14 protein-coding genes and 3 pseudogenes are annotated in these 16,761 nt (G+C 57.5%); 5 read left to right on the top strand and 12 right to left on the bottom strand.

Annotated elements, in window-relative coordinates; genetic code table 11:
• Window positions 1-10: 10 nt before the first annotated feature.
• The 6 genes and pseudogenes from AC0L7U_RS16560 to AC0L7U_RS16535 form a co-directional block, all read right to left on the bottom strand.
• The gene (locus AC0L7U_RS16560) at window positions 11-1,666 is read right to left on the bottom strand and encodes an ABC transporter ATP-binding protein (protein ID WP_473692231.1); all 1,656 of its coding nucleotides are present in this window, start codon (window positions 1,664-1,666) and stop codon (window positions 11-13) included.
• 3 nt (window positions 1,667-1,669) lie between these two features.
• A complete protein-coding gene (locus AC0L7U_RS16555; protein WP_473692229.1) occupies window positions 1,670-2,812 on the bottom strand; it encodes an ABC transporter permease subunit in 1,143 nt (380 codons plus the stop codon).
• A gap of 11 nt (window positions 2,813-2,823) precedes the next feature.
• On the bottom strand, window positions 2,824-3,747 hold the full coding sequence (oppB, locus tag AC0L7U_RS16550) for an oligopeptide ABC transporter permease OppB (protein WP_473692227.1): 924 nt from the start codon (window positions 3,745-3,747) through the stop codon (window positions 2,824-2,826).
• 251 nt (window positions 3,748-3,998) lie between these two features.
• Window positions 3,999-5,543 (bottom strand): annotated as a pseudogene (locus AC0L7U_RS16545) (peptide ABC transporter substrate-binding protein).
• Between the two features lie 316 nt (window positions 5,544-5,859).
• Window positions 5,860-6,138: a hypothetical protein gene (locus AC0L7U_RS16540; RefSeq protein ID WP_473692225.1), complete on the bottom strand. Its 279-nt coding sequence runs from the start codon at window positions 6,136-6,138 to the stop codon at window positions 5,860-5,862.
• Window positions 6,139-6,141: 3 nt separating this feature from the next.
• A complete protein-coding gene (locus AC0L7U_RS16535) occupies window positions 6,142-6,483 on the bottom strand; it encodes a hypothetical protein (protein ID WP_473692223.1) in 342 nt (113 codons plus the stop codon).
• A 131-nt stretch (window positions 6,484-6,614) separates the two neighbouring features.
• Here AC0L7U_RS16535 and AC0L7U_RS16530 point away from each other — a divergent pair, with 131 nt between their 5' ends.
• The 3 genes from AC0L7U_RS16530 (at window position 6,615) to AC0L7U_RS16520 (ending at window position 9,272) form a co-directional block, all read left to right on the top strand.
• Window positions 6,615-8,453, top strand: coding sequence for an ABC-F family ATP-binding cassette domain-containing protein (locus AC0L7U_RS16530; RefSeq protein WP_473692221.1), 1,839 nt, complete (start codon window positions 6,615-6,617; stop codon window positions 8,451-8,453).
• Window positions 8,454-8,590: 137 nt separating this feature from the next.
• Window positions 8,591-8,728: a hypothetical protein gene (locus tag AC0L7U_RS16525; RefSeq protein ID WP_473692219.1), complete on the top strand. Its 138-nt coding sequence runs from the start codon at window positions 8,591-8,593 to the stop codon at window positions 8,726-8,728.
• 19 nt (window positions 8,729-8,747) lie between these two features.
• Window positions 8,748-9,272 (top strand): ferredoxin reductase domain-containing protein, encoded by a 525-nt coding sequence (locus tag AC0L7U_RS16520; protein WP_473692217.1) that lies wholly within the window; start codon window positions 8,748-8,750, stop codon window positions 9,270-9,272.
• Between the two features lie 209 nt (window positions 9,273-9,481).
• On the opposite strand, the gene AC0L7U_RS16515 is transcribed toward AC0L7U_RS16520, so the two are convergent.
• The 6 genes and pseudogenes from AC0L7U_RS16515 to AC0L7U_RS16490 form a co-directional block, all read right to left on the bottom strand.
• Window positions 9,482-10,180, bottom strand: a complete 699-nt coding sequence (locus AC0L7U_RS16515; protein WP_473692215.1) for a pseudouridine synthase — start codon at window positions 10,178-10,180, stop codon at window positions 9,482-9,484.
• Between the two features lie 3 nt (window positions 10,181-10,183).
• Window positions 10,184-10,756: a class I SAM-dependent methyltransferase gene (locus tag AC0L7U_RS16510; protein ID WP_473692213.1), complete on the bottom strand. Its 573-nt coding sequence runs from the start codon at window positions 10,754-10,756 to the stop codon at window positions 10,184-10,186.
• A gap of 505 nt (window positions 10,757-11,261) precedes the next feature.
• Entirely contained in the window at window positions 11,262-11,405 is a 144-nt protein-coding gene (locus AC0L7U_RS16505; protein WP_473692211.1) for a hypothetical protein, read from the bottom strand.
• A 17-nt stretch (window positions 11,406-11,422) separates the two neighbouring features.
• The gene (locus AC0L7U_RS16500) at window positions 11,423-12,088 is read right to left on the bottom strand and encodes an MFS transporter (protein ID WP_473695922.1); all 666 of its coding nucleotides are present in this window, start codon (window positions 12,086-12,088) and stop codon (window positions 11,423-11,425) included.
• Window positions 12,089-12,113: 25 nt separating this feature from the next.
• Window positions 12,114-12,617, bottom strand: a pseudogene (locus tag AC0L7U_RS16495) (MFS transporter); the annotation flags it as partial.
• A gap of 45 nt (window positions 12,618-12,662) precedes the next feature.
• Window positions 12,663-13,553 (bottom strand): alpha/beta fold hydrolase, encoded by an 891-nt coding sequence (locus AC0L7U_RS16490; protein ID WP_473692209.1) that lies wholly within the window; start codon window positions 13,551-13,553, stop codon window positions 12,663-12,665.
• 359 nt (window positions 13,554-13,912) lie between these two features.
• On the opposite strand from AC0L7U_RS16490, the gene AC0L7U_RS16485 reads away from it, so the two are divergent.
• Both AC0L7U_RS16485 and AC0L7U_RS16480 read left to right on the top strand, forming a co-directional pair.
• Window positions 13,913-14,617 carry an AAA family ATPase gene (locus AC0L7U_RS16485; RefSeq protein WP_473692207.1) on the top strand — a complete coding sequence of 235 codons (705 nt, stop codon included), beginning with the start codon at window positions 13,913-13,915 and terminating at the stop codon, window positions 14,615-14,617.
• 441 nt (window positions 14,618-15,058) lie between these two features.
• A pseudogene (locus AC0L7U_RS16480) lies at window positions 15,059-16,658 on the top strand (peptide chain release factor 3).
• Window positions 16,659-16,761: the final 103 nt, after the last annotated feature.

The following is a 16,761-nucleotide window of genomic DNA, read 5'->3' as shown; positions in this document are numbered from 1 at the left end:
GGATGGCTCGCTAGCGCACGTGGGCGGTCTTGAGGGCCGCAGCCACCAATTCCTGCGTGTAGGCTTCCTTCGGATTGTCGAACAGCTCCGCCGCCGGCCCGACTTCCACCACCTTGCCCCGTTGCATGACCATGACTGTATCGGACAGCGCCCGCACAACCGAGAGATCATGACTGATGAAGAGGTAAGTCAGACCGTGCTCTTCCTGCAAATCGCGCAGCAGCGTGACGATCTGCTTCTGGATGGTACGATCCAGCGCCGAGGTCGGCTCATCGAGAACGACAAGCTTCGGCTTCAACACCATGGCACGGGCGATGGCGACGCGCTGCCGCTGACCACCGGAAAACTCGTGCGGATAGCGGTTGCGCACGACCGGGTCCAGGGCCACCTCCTCCATCGCCTGACAGGCACGCTCGTCGCGCTCACGTCTGGAGAGGTGTGGCTCGTGAACCCGCAAGCCCTCGGAGATGATCTGACCGATCGTCATGCGCGGGCTCAGAGAGCCGAAGGGATCCTGAAACACCAATTGCAAGCCACGGCGCAACGGACGCATCTGCGCCCGGTTAAAGCCGCTGATCGCCTCGCCGGAGACGACGACGCGTCCTTCATGCGGCAGAAGGTTCAAAAGTGCCCGACCAAGCGTTGACTTGCCCGATCCGCTTTCGCCAACCACACCCAGTGTCTGTCCTTTGCGCAATGTCAGCGTGATGTCATCCACCGCCTTGAGCTTGAAATCCGGTTTCATGAAGCCGCCTTCCAAAGTAAACTCAACGCCAATGTTGTTGGCAGACAGCACGATCTCGGAACTCTCCGGCACCTGCTCCTTGCTGCCGGTCGGCTCGGCGTCCAGCAACATCTGCGTATACGGATGCTCGGTGTGATCGAAGATCTCTTCGCGAGTGCCATCTTCGACAACCAGACCATCCTTCATCACATATACCCGGTCGGCAATGCGGCGAACCACGCCAAGATCATGCGTGATGAAGATCACTGCCATGCCAAGCCGCACCTGAAGATCCTTCATCAGGTCAAGGATCTGCGCCTGAGTGGTCACATCCAGCGCCGTCGTCGGCTCATCGGCGATCAGAACATCAGGATCATTGCCAAGCGCCATGGCAATCATGACACGCTGACGCTGACCGCCTGACAACTCGTAAGGATAGGAGTTCATCTTGCGAGCGGCATCAGGAATATTGACGAGTTCCAGCAACTCCAGCGCCCGCTTGCGCGCCTGACGACGGCCCATGTTGCCATGCTGCATCAACGGCTCACTCAACTGCCGCCCGATGGTGTAGAGCGGATCGAGCGACGTCATCGGCTCCTGAAAGATCATCGTGATCTTCTTGCCGCGCACCTGATTGAGCTGACGCTTGTTCATCTCCAGCAGGTTCTTGCCCCGATAGTCCACACGACCACCGCAAATGCCATTGCTGGCAAGCAGACCCATGGCCGCCATCATCGTCTGGCTCTTGCCAGACCCGCTTTCGCCCACAATGGCAACAGTCTCACCCGCCGCGACCGAAATGTTGACGCCACGCACCGCATTCACCGGCCCGGACGGTGTCTTGAAATCGACGGTCAGGTTCTGAACGTCGAAAACAGTCTCACGCGGGGCCGGGGTTGCATGCTCCGGCGACGTCTGTGTCTTTGGTGTATCCGCAGTCATGGCTTACCTGTCCTTCGGATCAAGGGCATCACGCAGACCATCGCCGATGAAATTCAGGGCGAAAAGCGTCGATGTCAGGAAAATCGATGGGAAAAGCAACATCCAGAGCGCGCCCTGCATACTGCGCGCACCTTCGGAAATCAGCACGCCCCAACTGGTCATCGGCTCTTGCACGCCAAGACCGAGGAACGACAGAAAGCTTTCCAGCAGGATCACCTTGGGCACCAGCAGCGTCATGTAGATCACCACCGGACCAAGCGAATTTGGAATGACGTGACGCCGCAGAATGCCGGCATCACCGACACCCATGGCTTCCGCCGCCTGCACATATTCCTGCCGTTTGATCATCAAGGTCTGACCGCGCACGATGCGGGCCATATCAAGCCACTCGACAGCGCCCACGGCAATGAACATCAAGATAAAGTTCCGACCAAAGAACACCACCAGCATGATCACGAAAAAGATGAACGGCAGCGAATACAGAATGTCGATGATGCGCATCATGTAGCGGTCAACCCTGCCACCAAGATAACCCGCCGTAGCGCCATAGATGACGCCAATGAACAGGGCCACTGTGGTGGCGAGCACGCCGATGAGCAATGACACCCGCCCGGCAATGAATGTGCGGGTCATCAGGTCCCGCCCGTTGGCATCCGTGCCGAAGTAGAAATGCAGATATTTGATGTCTGCATGCATGACGGCCGATTTTCCGTCATCCGAATAATCGGTGATGCTCGCATTCTTGAAAAGATCACTGCGATCGACGTAGCGCACGATACGCGGGTCAATCTTGCGATAACCGGTGATGGTCGCCTGCACGGATTTTCCGTCCGAGGAATAGTCGGACAGCTTGACGCGCGCGCGCCGGAGAACCGACTTGAAGCCCGGCTCGACATCCTCCTTCAGCGGATAGGCATGGATGCTGGCGGGCACCTTGACGTAATTGCGGTAGACCGTGTCATAGCTGTGCGGTGACAGCATCGGACCGAAGATCGAAATCAGCGTGATCAGCGTCAAAACGATGAGGCCGCCAACGGCAGCCTTGTTGCTCAGAAGACGGTCGCGGGCATCGTGCCACAACGAGCGTCCACGCACGGCGGCGGGTTCTTCGCCAGCCGCTGGGGTGTTTGCAGTTTCAGAGTTCACAAGCGTTCCCCTCAATCGTAACGAACGCGCGGGTCAAGCCATGCGTAAAGCAGGTCGACCAACAGATTGAAAAGGATGACAAAGACGGCCACCACGACAACAGTGCCCATCACCAGCGTATAATCGCGGTTCAAGGCGCCTTGCACAAAGTAACGGCCAATTCCGGGAATTCCGAAAATCGTCTCGATCACCACCGATCCCGTCAGCAGTGCCGCCGCTGCAGGGCCGAGATAGGAGACCACCGGCAGGATGGCACCACGCAGGGCATGCACCACGACAACCAGATAGTCGCTCAGGCCATAGGCGCGAGCGGTGCGCACATGGTTGGAGCGCAGGGCCTCGATCATCGATCCACGGGTCAGACGCGCAATCACAGCGACCTGAGGCAGGGCTAGCGTGATGACCGGCAACACCTTGTTGACGAAGGCCCCGCCGCCCCAGCCACCCACAGGCAACCAGCCCAGCCAAAGGCCGATAATCAACGTCAGAACGGGCGCGACGACGAAGTTCGGAATAGTCACCCCCAGCGTCGCTGCGGTCATGACCATGTAGTCACCAGAACGGTTCTGACGCAGGGCTGCGAACACGCCCATGATGCCGCCGGAGACCAGCGCCAGCGTCAAGGCACTCAGGCCGAGCTGGATGGAAATCGGCAGGCCTTCGGCGAACAATTCGTTGATCGTGAAGTCGCGGAAATAGAAACTCGGGCCAAAATTCAAATGCGCCAGACTTTGAAGATACAGCAGATACTGCTGCCAGATCGGCTCATTGAGATGATAGATCTTGTTCAGGTTGGCCATGACCTTCGGGGTCAGCGGCCGTTCGAGATCAAAGGGCCCGCCGGGCGCAATTCTGATCAGGAAGAATGAAATTGTGACAATCAGGAACAGCGTGGGAATGGCACCCAAAAGCCGTCCAAGCACATAACGCAACATTCGGAAAATCCAGCTTGCCAGAGGGAGCCCGTCAGCCCCGTGAGGTCATCCGTCGCCTGCCATTAAAGACAGTCCGCTTCGCACAAAACAGGATCACCTGACCACTCGGTGAAATGAACCGCTTGGTACAGGTGTCAGGTGTCAGGTGTCAGCTTCGCACGTGTCAGGACAACCCTGCATCCCTTGGTGGACGATGTCACGTCTGCGTATGGGCGAAGCCCCTTCCCCCACACGCAGACAGTCGAACAGGATTACTTCTTCGGATCCAGGCTGAGCCAACGGCTCATGTGAATGTCGAGAAGGTTGTCCTTGAACCCATGAACCCGCTTGGACACCAGGTTGATGGAGCTGTAGTACAGCAACGGAATGTTCGGCAGATCCTTGACGACCATCGCTTCGGCCTGCTTCAGCAATTCGGCACGCTTCTTCAGATCAACCTCGGTTGAGGCTTCCTTCATCAGCTTGTCGAACTTCGGATTGTTGTAGCCCGCATAGTTGAAGCCAGTGTTGTTGCTTTCCGTCAGGAACAGGAAGTTCTGCGGGTCGGAGTAGTCGCCGATCCAGCCTGCACGGGCCACATCGAAGTCCTGGGTGTCACGCAGCATGGCGTAATGAGTCTTCGTGTCAGTGTTGATGAGTTTCACATCAACACCCAGCGGCTTCCACATGTCGGCAATGGCGACAGCCGTGTTCTTGTGGTTTTCCGAAGTGTTGTAGTTGATCGTCAGCTTGAGCGGATGATCCTTGTTGTAACCGGCCTTTTCGAGAAGCTTCTTGGCTTCATCTTCACGGTCGATCATCGACATGTCCTTGTAATCGGCATAGGCGGGCTCGCCGTAGTTGCCAATTCCAGGAGGCACGAAGGAGAAAGCAGGAAGCATGACGCCGTTCCAGATCTGATCGGCGAGGAATTCGCGATCGATCGACTCGGACAGGGCGCGACGCACGTTCGGGTCAGCCAGCTTGTCGCGGCGCATGTTCAGCGCATAATAGTAAACCCCGAGGTAAGGCGCGATATGCAGCTCCTTGCCGAGGTTTTTCTTCATGAACTTCATTTGTTCCGTCGGCGCATCGACATTGGTGTCGAGTTCGCCGAGCCTGGAAGCGACGCAGAGCAGCCGACCGATCCTCCGTCGGATACCAGTAAACGGTGTCGATCTTCACATCCTTGGCGTCATGGAAGTACTTGTTCTTCACAAGCTTGACGTCGGAGTTTGGAATAAATTCAGCCAGCGTATAAGCGCCGTTGGTGACCATGTGGTCAGCCTTGACAAAATCCGTGCCCCACTTCTTCACCGCACCCGGGTTGACCGGAAGCGCCGTCTGGTGGCCAAGAAGGCCGAGGAAATAAGGGGTTGGCGACTTGAGGTCGATCTCAAGCGTATGGTCATCAATCGCCTTCACACCAAGCTTGTCGACAGGCATCTTGCCCGTGTTGACCGCTTCAGCATTGAGAATGGGATATAGAACCGTTGCGTATTTTGCTCCCGTTTCCGGGTTCATCACGCGGCGGAACGAAAACTGAAAATCACCGGCGACAACCGGGTCACCATTCGACCACTTCGCATCCTTGCGCAGTGTGAAGGTGTATTCCTTGCCGTCCTTCGAAACTTTCCAGCTCTTGGCAACACCTATGGAATGATCTTGCCATCGGCATCATAGGTGACCAGGCCTTCGTACAGGTCACGCAGGATGTTGGCTTCGTAAACTGTTGAGGTCTTGTGCTGATCCAGCGTTTCGGGATCAGCCGCATTGCCGCGGTGAATCACCACCTCAGCATAGGCAGCGGCTGGCATTGCAGAGGCAAGGCACAGCGTACAGGGCCAGTTGGCCCGCTTTCTTGAACATATGGAATTCCCCTCGTTTTGAAAGTTTTTTTGGGAGAGGCATAGATTCCACGGTTTCCGCAAACTCGCAACATAGAGGGAGAACATTCCCCAAATACAACAACTCGGCGCGAAAACAGTTCGATATTCAACAAATTAAGGATAAAAACATCATATATATCTGAAACTTAGTTCCGACACCCTAGACGAATGAGAAAGTCCGCACCAGCCCATATTTCAAGCACGCCTGTTTATTTGGCGGCTCTTTTCCAATTTTGTTTCCCAGTCAGACACATTTATTGCAACGGACACTCGACAGCGCGCGCGTGAGCCGTTGCAAACGCATCGAAAGCGACAGGGCGAGCTGTCCTGCACACCCGCCCTGAAAGGCCCACCACTCAGCGATCATAGGGGTAATGGTGATGATGATGGTCGTCATGGTGACGGTGGTGATGATCATCGTGGTGGTGATGGTGCTTGTACCAGCGACGATCATGATGACGATGGTGATACTCGCGGCGGCGGTCGCGGTGATGATCATGATGGTGCGAAAGTGTCGAGCCAACAATCACGCCCGCGGCCAACCCAGCCACGCCAGCAGCCGCTGCAGCGCCTGAATTGTCGTGATGGTCATAAGCAAAAGCGGGCTGTGTTGCGCCTGCTGCTGAGGCCAACTGACAAACCAAGAGCGACTACGACAGAGCTGATCCGCTTCAGCGGCGTCTTCTTTTTTGAGTTTGTGTGCGTCGTCTTCATGAGAAGTCTCCATTTCCTGTCTCGGTTTTGCGCCCAGATGTTGGTCGGCCCGAGATCTTTCGTGGAGAGAGAACGGCGCAAGTGACAAAATCGTTGCGACAATTCCTGCAATTCTTGTCCTTGATGAAAATTCCCATCCTGCGCACAGCTCCATTTGCAGCGCCGCCCGGACAAGGTATAGGTTGCGCGCTCGCGTTGCTGTCTGACTGGCCGGAAGTTTCGTTCCCCCTGCCTAACGGCATCCGCGCAAGGCCGCCTCCAAGGAATGAAAGTACCTTCTGCACCATGGCTCCACCGCTCCTCATCCTGCGTGACATTCATCTGACCTTCGGCGGGACTCCGCTTTTGACCGGAACGGAGCTGTCCGTTTCCGAAGGCGACAGACTGTGTCTCGTGGGACGCAATGGCTCAGGCAAATCAACGCTTTTGAAAATCGCCGCCGGGATGGTGGAAGCAGACAAGGGCGAGCGTTTCATGCAACCCGGCCGCACCTTGCGCTATCTGCCGCAGGACCCAGACCTGTCAAAATACGCGACCGTTCTGGACTATGTTGAAGACGGCCTGACGGATGGCGACACGGCATATCGTGCGCCCTACCTGTTGGATGTGCTGGGCCTGCGCGGTGATGAAACCCCGTCCAGCCTGTCTGGTGGTGAAGCGCGCCGGGCCGCTCTCGCTCGCTCGCTGGCACCGGAGCCGGATATTCTGTTGCTGGACGAGCCGACCAACCACCTTGATCTACCCGCAATCGAGTGGCTTGAAAGCGAACTCAAGAGCCTCAAATCGGCCATCGTGCTGATCTCGCACGACCGTCGCTTCATGGAAAATCTGTCGCGCGCGACGGTCTGGATTGATCGTGGCATCTCTCGACGCATGGAAGACGGCTTTGGCAAGTTTGAAGCTTGGCGCGACGAGGTTTTCGAACAGGAAGAGCGCGACCAGCAGAAGCTGGCGCAAAAGATCAAGCGCGAAGAACACTGGATGACTTACGGGGTCACAGCCCGGCGCAAGCGCAACATGCGCAGGGTGCGCGAACTGGCTGACCTGCGCAAGGAAAAGCGCGATCATCGCGGCCCGCAAGGCACGGCCAAGATCGGCGCCACCGATGCCGAGACATCTGGCAAACAGGTGATCGAGGCCAAGAACATCAGCAAGACCTACGGCGAGCGCGTCATTGTCAAGGATTTCTCCGCCCGGATCCTGCGCAATGACCGTCTGGGCCTCGTTGGCCCCAATGGCGCAGGCAAGACCACCCTGTTGAAAATGCTGACCGGCGAACTGGCCTCGGACACCGGCACCGTGCGTCTTGGCACCAATCTGGAAATGGTCACGCTCGATCAGAAGCGTGAACATCTCGACCTCAACGAAACCGTGGCCAACACCTTGACCGGCGGACGCGGCGACACAGTCGTCATCGGCGACGACAGTAAGCACGTCGTGTCTTACATGAAAGACTTCCTGTTCTCGCCAGAACAGGCGCGTACGCCGGTGCATGTGCTGTCGGGGGGCGAGCGCGCCCGTCTGATGCTGGCGCGCGCGTTGGCCAATCGCTCCAATCTGATGGTGCTCGATGAGCCGACCAATGACCTGGATCTGGAAACACTGGATCTCTTGCAGGAAATGCTGGCCGACTATCCCGGCACGGCCATCGTCGTCAGCCATGATCGTGACTTCCTCGACCGTGTCTGCACCTCTGTCATTGTCAGCGAAGGCAATGGCGAGTGGCAGGAATACGCTGGAGGCTACACGGATATGCTGGCCCAACGTGGCGAAGGCGTCACCGCCCGCAAAAAGGCAGAGGCCGCCTCTCGCAAGCCGAGCAACAGTGGCAGCAGCGCTTCGGCCAGTGATGCAAAGGCGAAGTCCGACAAATCCACGGGTTCGAAATCAAAGCTGAACTTCACTCAGCAGCATCTGCTCAAGACCTTGCCCAAGACGATTGAAGGCATTGAGAAAAAACTCGCCAAACTGCAAGGCGAGATGAGCGATCCGAACCTTTACAGCAAAAATCCTGACAAGTTCGCCAAGCTCACCGCTCAGATCACGGATCTGACGCGCGAAAAAGAAGCCGCCGAAGAACAATGGCTGGAGCTGGAAATGCTCAACGAAGAGGCTCAAGGCTGATCTGACCGTCCCCTGCGCTGTCGCGCCTTTCGTGCGACAGCGCGACGAACACCTCAGAACATGCCGGTGCCGGAGTTTCTCTGGAACCCTTCGTCCCTCCATTTTGTTTCCATTGCAAAACAACAAGGAGGTCCATCATGCAGACGACGAAGATTGTATCCGTCGAACCTGTGACCCACGACGTAAAGCGCTTTCGCCTTGCCCGCCCATCCGGCTTTGACTATCAGTACTGGCGATGCAACGGAGTTAGCGCTGAACGACGACAGATGGTCTGATGAAGGCCGTCCCTTCACCATGACGTCACTGCCACAGGAAGAAACGCTGGAATTCACCATCAAAGGCTATCCGGATCATGACGGCGTGACCACGCGCCTGCATGGGCTGGAACCGGGTGATACAATTCTAATCGATGATCCCTTCGAGACCTTTCGTCATTCAGAGGGCAGCGTCTACATCGCGGGTGGAGCAGGCATCACACCGTTTCTTGCCATCCTGCGCAATCTGCAAATGCAGAACAAGCTGGCAGGCAATCAGCTGATCTTCGCCAACAAGCAGACGCACGACATCATCCAACGACAGGAACTGGACAGCATGGCTGGCCTCAAGGTCGATCATGTTCTGTCTGATGAAGCGGCCGGGACAGCAGAAGGCGGCAACAATATCTACCATGGATTTATCGACGCCGATCTGCTGCGCAAGCTCATCAAGGATACAGACAAGCGCTTCTCACTCTGCGGCCCTCCCAAAATGATGGACGCTGTTCAAGAGGCGCTCAAGGAATTGGGCGTCGAGGCCGATGCCGTCAGCCTCAGCGAATAAACCGGGCTTCGGCGGGCACGCTACGCCGCTCCCGCCTCCCCTGCTCGCGGTGTTGCTCTGGGCTGCTTGCCCGCAGGCCCAGTGCCTGAGGAGCAATCTCTTCATGACGCCGCGAACGTCGCCCCGGGGGATCTTTTCCGCGCCCTCGGGGTGACCGCCTCTCTATGCGGAGAGGACTGAACCGCTTTAAAGCGGTGTGTGAGCCAGGATCAGGCGAAAATCTTCGCCACCTGCATCTCATCCAGATGCATCCACGCCCCATCCTCAAGGCCCGTGAGATCCAGAGCTCCTATGCGTGCGCGCGCCAGCGTGGTGACGTGATTGCCGGTGGCAGCGAACATGCGCCGGACCTGATGGTAGCGCCCCTCATGCAGCGTCAAACGCACATGGGTTTCGTCAATCACTTCCAATTCGGCAGGCTTCAGCGGCCGGGTTTCATTTTCAAGCATCAATTCGCCTGTTGCGAACAGCGCGGCCTCACTGCCGTTCAACGGACGCTCTAATACTGCCTCATAGACCTTTGGCACATCCGCCTTCGGTGAAATGATCTGATGCAGCAGCTTTCCATCATCGGTGAACAACAATGCGCCAGAGGTCTCCTTGTCGAGCCGCCCAACGGACGACAAGGCCGGTTTGCGCATACGATAGCGTTCTGGCAGCAATTCATAGACCAGCCGCCCCTGATCCTTGAGCGAACACGTATAACCCAGCGGCTTGTTCAGCAGCAGGACCATGCCCTCCGCCGGGTCAAGCGGTTCATCATCAAAGCGAATGTCTTCATGTGGCGTGTTTGCATCAGCCTTCAGGGTCTTGCCGTCCTTGTCGGTCACCCAGCCATGACGAATGGCCTGCTGGATTTCCTTGCGGCTGCCATAACCGAGATTTGCAATCAGTTTGACCAGACGCATATCTTAGCGAGCCTTTCCCTTGATGGCCTTGATCACCTTGTAGCCGCCTTCGTCCACCAGCATCTCGACGTTGGTGAAGACTTCGGACAAGGTCTGCTCGTAAGGCAGGTGACGGTTGGCGACCATCCAGAAGGTTCCGCCTGTGCGCAGGCCGCGCGCCGCTGCGCGAATGAAGCCCTGCCCGACATCGGATCGATCCGCCTTGCCGGTCTGATGGAACGGAGGATTGCTGATGAGGAAATCATATGTGCCCTCAAGACCTTTGGTCACGTCTCTCCAATAGGGTGTGACACGCACCGTCTCAGACACATTGGTCAGGTTCTTTTCAGCCAGATCAAGCGCCCGCCGTTCAGCCTCGTAAAGGTCCATGCTGGCAATCTTGTCTGAGGCTTCCAGCAGCGTTCTGGCAAGATAGCCAAAGCCACATCCAAGATCTGCTCCCCGACCTGCCGGGTCGCCGGCAAGGTGTTGGCCAGCAATTGTGATGCCGCATCGATCCGGTCCTGAGCGAAAATGCCCGGACGACTGATATAGGCGCCCTCCAGAATGTCGCGCGGTGCATCCAGTGCCTGCCATTCGTCCAGCAAAGCCTGATCAACCGTTGCCTTGTCGAGTGTGCCCCATACCACGCGGCACTTGTTCTTGGAATGCGTATCGACCGGCCCCATCAGCTTGACGAGATCGCTTTCCAGCGTCCGGGCGCCTTCGGTGTTGGCAGCCGACGCAAGGATGACGCCACCATCCCGGCACTGGGCCACGGCGCGTGCCAGAAGCGCACGGGCTTCCTGCTTCTGCCGGGGGAGCAGCAGCACGCCGTCAAAACCAGTTGCATCGATGTCCGGCTCAACATCCAGACGCGCAGCCACCAGCTTGTCCCGCTCGGGCACGAAGCTCTGCTCGCACACCAGAGAGCCAATCGGAAGGTCGCTCAACTCCCGGGCAGCACGTGCGCGCAGAAACAAAAAACGGCTGTCAGCGGCAGGGGTGACCCATTCATTCAGCAAGGGCAGCAAAAGCGTTTGAAGCGCGGGATCCAGCATAGGTGTCCTACAAGTCGGTCAGTGGGTGAGCGATGGAAACATCAGCCTGTGCAATAGACCAGAAAATCGCAGTGGTCAGCGCAGGTTTCCTCGCTCTGCAAGTCATGAAACGGGCGACAGCTATAGGCTGGCTGGGCGGCAACGTCAAAGGGAATGCGCGCCATATGCTCCCATGCCAGCCGCATTGCCACAAGAGCCCCTGTCAGGAGCAGGCATCAATGTTCCTGACACGCCGAGGCACCAGCACAACGCCCAGCCCGGTAAGCGCCATGACACCGCACAACGACAGGATCACCACACGGGCATCATCGCCCGTCGCGAAGGCCGTCAACAGCAGTCCGGCAACCGGTTGCGACAGATTGTTGAGACAGACAATCAAGCCAGTCGTCTTGCCAAAGTCTTCCATCGGGATAACAGACTTGCGCAGCGTGCGCACATAGACATTGAACATCTTGTCAAAGCCAGTGAGCAGCAAAAAGCCGATGACATAGACCCAGACATTGGCAAGACCCGTCATCACCGCCCCCAGCAGCATGAGGCTGTAGCCCATGGCGCCAAGCCGCTGATAAGGAATGACCACATGCGCGGTGACGAAAAGCACCAGAATGGTGGCCAGCGCGCCACCGGTTTGCAAAAGCGCATAGGCATCCTGTCCCTGCCCGTGAAACCCGGTCATCATCGCCGCAGAACTCGCCAGCGTCACACCGATGATCAGGTTGACGGCCGAGGCCAGAAGAATGGGCCGCATCAGCCCGGGCAATGTCACCACACGCCGCGCCGCCTGCACCAGATCCTTGTGCCAGCCTTGTTCCGGTGTCGGCACCCTGTGCAGCGACGGATCTGTCTTGCCTGCACCAGACCCAGGCACTGATGTCGGCCAGCACGAAGAGTGCGGCCGCCAGCACAATAACAGTTTCCCATGGCAGAACCGTGAGCAGAGACGCCGCCAGAAGAGGCCCAATGACTGTGCCGCTCTGGTCGGCAAGCTGGGTGTAGCTCGCCACCGTCTCAAACCGATGCGCCTTGAAACTGCGCGGCAGGATCGTCTCGCGCGCCATCAACCCCTGCGACGTCAAAACGCCACTGACAGCAGACAAACCGATGAGCCACCAGACGCCACCGAAAGTGAATTGACCTGTAATGCCGATCACACAGGCAATGGCTCTCAACACCTGAGACATGCGCAGGAGACGGTAGACCGGTGCACGGTCACACAAGATGCCGCACAGTGGAAAAGCCACATAGCGCGGCAGGGTTTCAAAAAAGAAAGCCAGCCCGGACCAACTGACCGAATTGGTCATCTGGAAGATGACCAGCGGCACCAAAAACAGCAGGATCTGATCCGCCAGTCTTGTCAGAAAAAGCGATGCAAAGAAAAAGACGTGTTTGCATAGCATTGGCTATTGATCCTCTTGCAGCATTTTTCCAACACTCGAAGATCGTCAGAGAGTCAACATCCAGTTGAGCACCACCCGCCAATCGGTCATGCGGATCGGGGTGCCATGACTGCCGGTGTCAAACAGCGTGAAGCGAATCGGATAACTCGGCTCCATCGCCTTTAATTTCTTGAAGAAATACGCCTGTTTCTGCCAGTCATAAACGGAATCATCGCTGCCGTACCCCATGAAAATCGGAACATGGTCGGCAGCCCGATGCACCACGGCAGACTTCAGAAAAGCCGGGTTGGGCGGGCCACTGAAAAAGATGATTCCACCGAGATCCCGGCGCACCGACGCATCATCCAGCAGACCCCAGCAGATGATGCCCCCCATGGAACCACAAGACACAATCACCTTGGCATGCGGAGAGCGGCGCTTCTGATCCTTGACCAGCGCGGCAATATCCTGAACTCCGGCTTCCTTGAAGTTGGTGATGTCGGGAGACAGATAAGCGCCACCATTGCGCACCATCAGGTTTTTGACCCGGTTGAAATTGCCGCCGAACATGACATCGTTCATGCCCTGAAAGCGGTTGCCGCCCTGACCATGAATGTAAATGACGACCACCTTGGCACCACCACGCGCCTTGCCGACGCCCATGTAGCGCACGGTGCGACCATTGGCCTTCAGCGCATAATCACTCTTGCTGCGGCTTGGTCGATACGACACGTAGCGGCCATAGACCTCGCGCTCATCCACTTTGTCACGGTCGCGCAAGTCGCGCTGTTTGGAATAGTCGACGACCAGAAAATCGCCATTGTTGTACGACGACAGGATCTTGGGATAGGCGAACAGCTTGTCCTTATAGGGCGCAAGCGTCAGGGCACTGGCACCGCTGCCACTCATGGCAAGGGCGGAGAGCATGCCCATCGCAAAGAGCGCAGTCTTTTGCATGTGGCGCGTCCAGTTCATCAGGGCCTCGCTTGACAGTTCCAGAATTGCGTCTGGAGCCTAACGATCCGCATCGTGGCATTCAATCGACGGACCGGCGATTGTCTTCTCCCATGCACACACATTTTGAACCTCTGGTTTGCCTGATCGCTTTGCGTGCAGCGCAACAGTTTTCACAGCCCCCTGTCAAAACCACGGAGCGTAAGCGGTTCCTTAACATCAAAACCCTTCGTAATTTTGATTAAGCAATTGATTTATTTGGTAATTTATTTTTCAATTAAGACGTTGGTAACCATAAATCTTAAACACTGGCTCCTACAGGACAGTCCAGAACGGACAGGTCTTCAATCAGGAGACGCACCATGCCAGTCATTTCCTTTGCGAACGCGAAAGGCGGCGCCGGCAAAACAACTGCAGCCTTGCTGTTGGCAACAGAAGTTGCCGATCTGGGCAAACGCGTGATGATCTTCGATGCCGATCCGCAAAAGTGGATCTCGCACTGGGCCGAACTGCCGCATCGCCCTGACAACATTGATGTCATCAGCGAAGTGACCCCATCATCGATCACGGAACAGATCCTCGACGCCACCCATTACGCCGATTATGTGATCGTCGATCTGGAGGGCACCGAAAACCTTGTTGTCGCCAACGCCCTGTCCGTGTCCGACCTTGTGGTCGTGCCGATCCAGGGGTCCTCGATGGATGCTCGCGGCGGGGCCAAGATCCTCAAGCTGATCAAGAAACTGGAAAAGATTGTCCAGCACGATATTCGCCATTGCGTCGCCCTGACCCGCACCAATGCTGCCGTCACCACGCGCGCCCTCAAATCGGTTCAGGAATATCTGGCCGCCAATGGCATTGACGTGCTGATGACGCCGATCGTGGAGCGTGCCGCCTATCGCGACCTCTTCGAATTCGGCGGCGGGCTGAACGCTCAGGATCCAAACACCGTCAGCAATCTGGACAAGGCGCAGGACAACGCCCGTCTTTATGCAGCCGAAGTTCTGCAACGCGCCATCAGCGTCAATCGTCGGCGCTGGTATCACATGTTCAAGAAGGCCGGTTAATCCCCATCGACACCGTGATCGGCCGGGGCATGCCGCCTTGTGACGAGAGACCAGAAGGTCCGTGAGCATCAGCGCACCAGTACGCCCCTCTCTCGAAAGGCAGGAACCTGCTTTCTGCCTTTCGGAGCCCGGACCGCGGCCCTCCACAGTCCGAACCAGATCTCCAATCGACGCCGGAATGACGCCACGCCCCCATAACTTCTTCCAGATGGAATGCGCTTGGGAATGAGATCGTTGCTGGTGACGAATAGCATCCCTCGCCTTACATATTCGCGCGACCTTACATTCCCCCTAGCCTTTTCGGGCCACTCCTTCTATGACGGGCACCAACGATTTGAGAGTTGAAAGCCCCGCTTCTGAACCGGCCGACGCCGCAGGTTGACCTTGGCCTGTGACGCGCCGACATGGCTTGTGGGCTCACAGAATGACCAGGAGCCCTTCATGACTGCCAATGATGCAGCGCCCTATACCAACCGACGCACGTTTGCCATCATCTCCCACCCGGATGCCGGTAAAACCACACTGACGGAAAAGCTGCTGCTGTCGGGCGGGGCCATTCGCGCCGCCGGTCAGGTGCGCGCCCGTGGCGAGCGTCGTCGCGCCCGGTCTGACTGGATGAAGATCGAGCAGGATCGCGGCATCTCCGTGTCGTCCTCCGTCATGACCTTCGAGCGTCGCGGCATCATCTACAATCTGCTGGATACGCTAGTGCCACGAGGACTTCTCGGAAGACACCTATCGCACACTCACGGCGGTGGATGCCGCCATCATGGTGATTGATGCCGCCAAGGGCATTGAGGCCCAGACACGCAAGCTGTTTGAGGTTTGCCGTCTGCGCGATATTCCCATCATCACCTTTGTCAATAAGATCGACCGCGAAGGCCGTCACGCACTGGAAATTCTGGACGAAGTTCAGGAAGCCCTTGCGCTGGACGTCAGCCCGCAGACCTTGCCCGTTGGCATGGGATCGGATTTCTTCGGCGTCTATGACTGGCAGAAGAAGAAGTTTCATACGTCTGAAGGCGAGCGTGGCGGCCCTTACCGCGTCACGCGGGACATTTCCGGACTGGATGACCCCATTCTGGTCGACACCGTGTTCGACCGGATCATGGACGACCTGACGGAGAACGTGGAACTGGGCGCCGAGGGTTATGCCACCTTTGATGAGGAAAGCTTTCTGGAGGGGCACCTGACACCGGTGTTCTTTGGCTCGGCCTTGCGTGACTACGGCATCGAGGAACTGCTGGACTTCATCGCCGACCATGCGCCAGCGCCGCACTCTCAGTCGGCCACCGGCGGGCGGACAATTTCGCCGGATGAAGATAAGGTCACTGGCTTCGTCTTCAAGGTGCAGGCCAACATGGACCCCAAGCACCGCGACCGCATTGCCTTTGTGCGTCTGTGTTCAGGCACCTTCAAGCGCGGCATGAAACTGAAACATGTGCGTGCCGGCAAACAAATTGCCGTGACAGCCCCGATCTTCTTCTTTGCCGAAGAGCGCGAGATCGCTGAGACCGCCTACCCGGGAGACGTGATCGGCGTACCCAACCATGGCCAGTTGCGCGTGGGGGACACACTGACCGAGGGTGAAGAAATTCATGTCACCGGACTGCCAGCCTTTGCCCCTGAAGTGTTGCGCCGCGTACGCCTTGGCGACACGATGAAGGTGAAGCAGATGCGGCAGGGCTTGCAGGATCTGGCTGAAGAAGGCCTCGTGCAGATCTTCAAGCCGGACCTTGGCTCCAACTGGATCGTGGGGGTGGTCGGCATTCTGCAGCTGGATGTGGTGGAAGAGCGTCTGCGCGCCGAATACAACACCGAGATCGGCTTTGAACCGGCGCCGTACTCCACCGCCCGCTGGATCGACACGGACGGACAGACGCTGGCCAAAATGATCGACGCACACCGCATGTCGGTGGCCAACGACCGCGATGACAAGCCGGTGTTCATGTTCAAGAATGCCTGGGAAGTCGGCTACATCACCGAAAAATATCCGGATGTCACCTTCCGCGAAACCCGCGAGATCGTGCACACGGACTGAGTGCGCCTGCGCGATGAGGCCAGGCATTGAAGCGGCCTCACGCCACCGATGCGCCACACGGCACCCCATCCCCACCGTGCCGCCCCGGACCTGATCCGGTGTC

Source organism: Roseibium sp. 10G30-5 (assembly GCF_055809635.1).
The sequence above is the reverse complement of the archived record's forward strand: the minus strand, read 5'-3'. Positions and strand labels throughout refer to the sequence as shown.

What these genes read in the sequence shown, in the direction of transcription:
- AC0L7U_RS16505 (WP_473692211.1), bottom strand. Translation starts at nt 11,405, where the DNA reads ATGCGGCTGGCATGGGAGCATATGGCGCGCATTCCCTTTGACGTTGCC.
- AC0L7U_RS16490 (WP_473692209.1), bottom strand. Translation starts at nt 13,553, where the DNA reads ATGCAAAAGACTGCGCTCTTTGCGATGGGCATGCTCTCCGCCCTTGCC.
- AC0L7U_RS16530 (WP_473692221.1), top strand. Translation starts at nt 6,615, where the DNA reads ATGGCTCCACCGCTCCTCATCCTGCGTGACATTCATCTGACCTTCGGC.
- AC0L7U_RS16485 (WP_473692207.1), top strand. Translation starts at nt 13,913, where the DNA reads ATGCCAGTCATTTCCTTTGCGAACGCGAAAGGCGGCGCCGGCAAAACA.
- AC0L7U_RS16525 (WP_473692219.1), top strand. Translation starts at nt 8,591, where the DNA reads ATGCAGACGACGAAGATTGTATCCGTCGAACCTGTGACCCACGACGTA.
- AC0L7U_RS16510 (WP_473692213.1), bottom strand. Translation starts at nt 10,756, where the DNA reads ATGGCAGGCACTGGATGCACCGCGCGACATTCTGGAGGGCGCCTATAT.
- AC0L7U_RS16535 (WP_473692223.1), bottom strand. Translation starts at nt 6,483, where the DNA reads ATGGAGCTGTGCGCAGGATGGGAATTTTCATCAAGGACAAGAATTGCA.
- AC0L7U_RS16515 (WP_473692215.1), bottom strand. Translation starts at nt 10,180, where the DNA reads ATGCGTCTGGTCAAACTGATTGCAAATCTCGGTTATGGCAGCCGCAAG.
- AC0L7U_RS16560 (WP_473692231.1), bottom strand. Translation starts at nt 1,666, where the DNA reads ATGACTGCGGATACACCAAAGACACAGACGTCGCCGGAGCATGCAACC.
- AC0L7U_RS16520 (WP_473692217.1), top strand. Translation starts at nt 8,748, where the DNA reads ATGACGTCACTGCCACAGGAAGAAACGCTGGAATTCACCATCAAAGGC.
- oppB (WP_473692227.1), bottom strand. Translation starts at nt 3,747, where the DNA reads ATGTTGCGTTATGTGCTTGGACGGCTTTTGGGTGCCATTCCCACGCTG.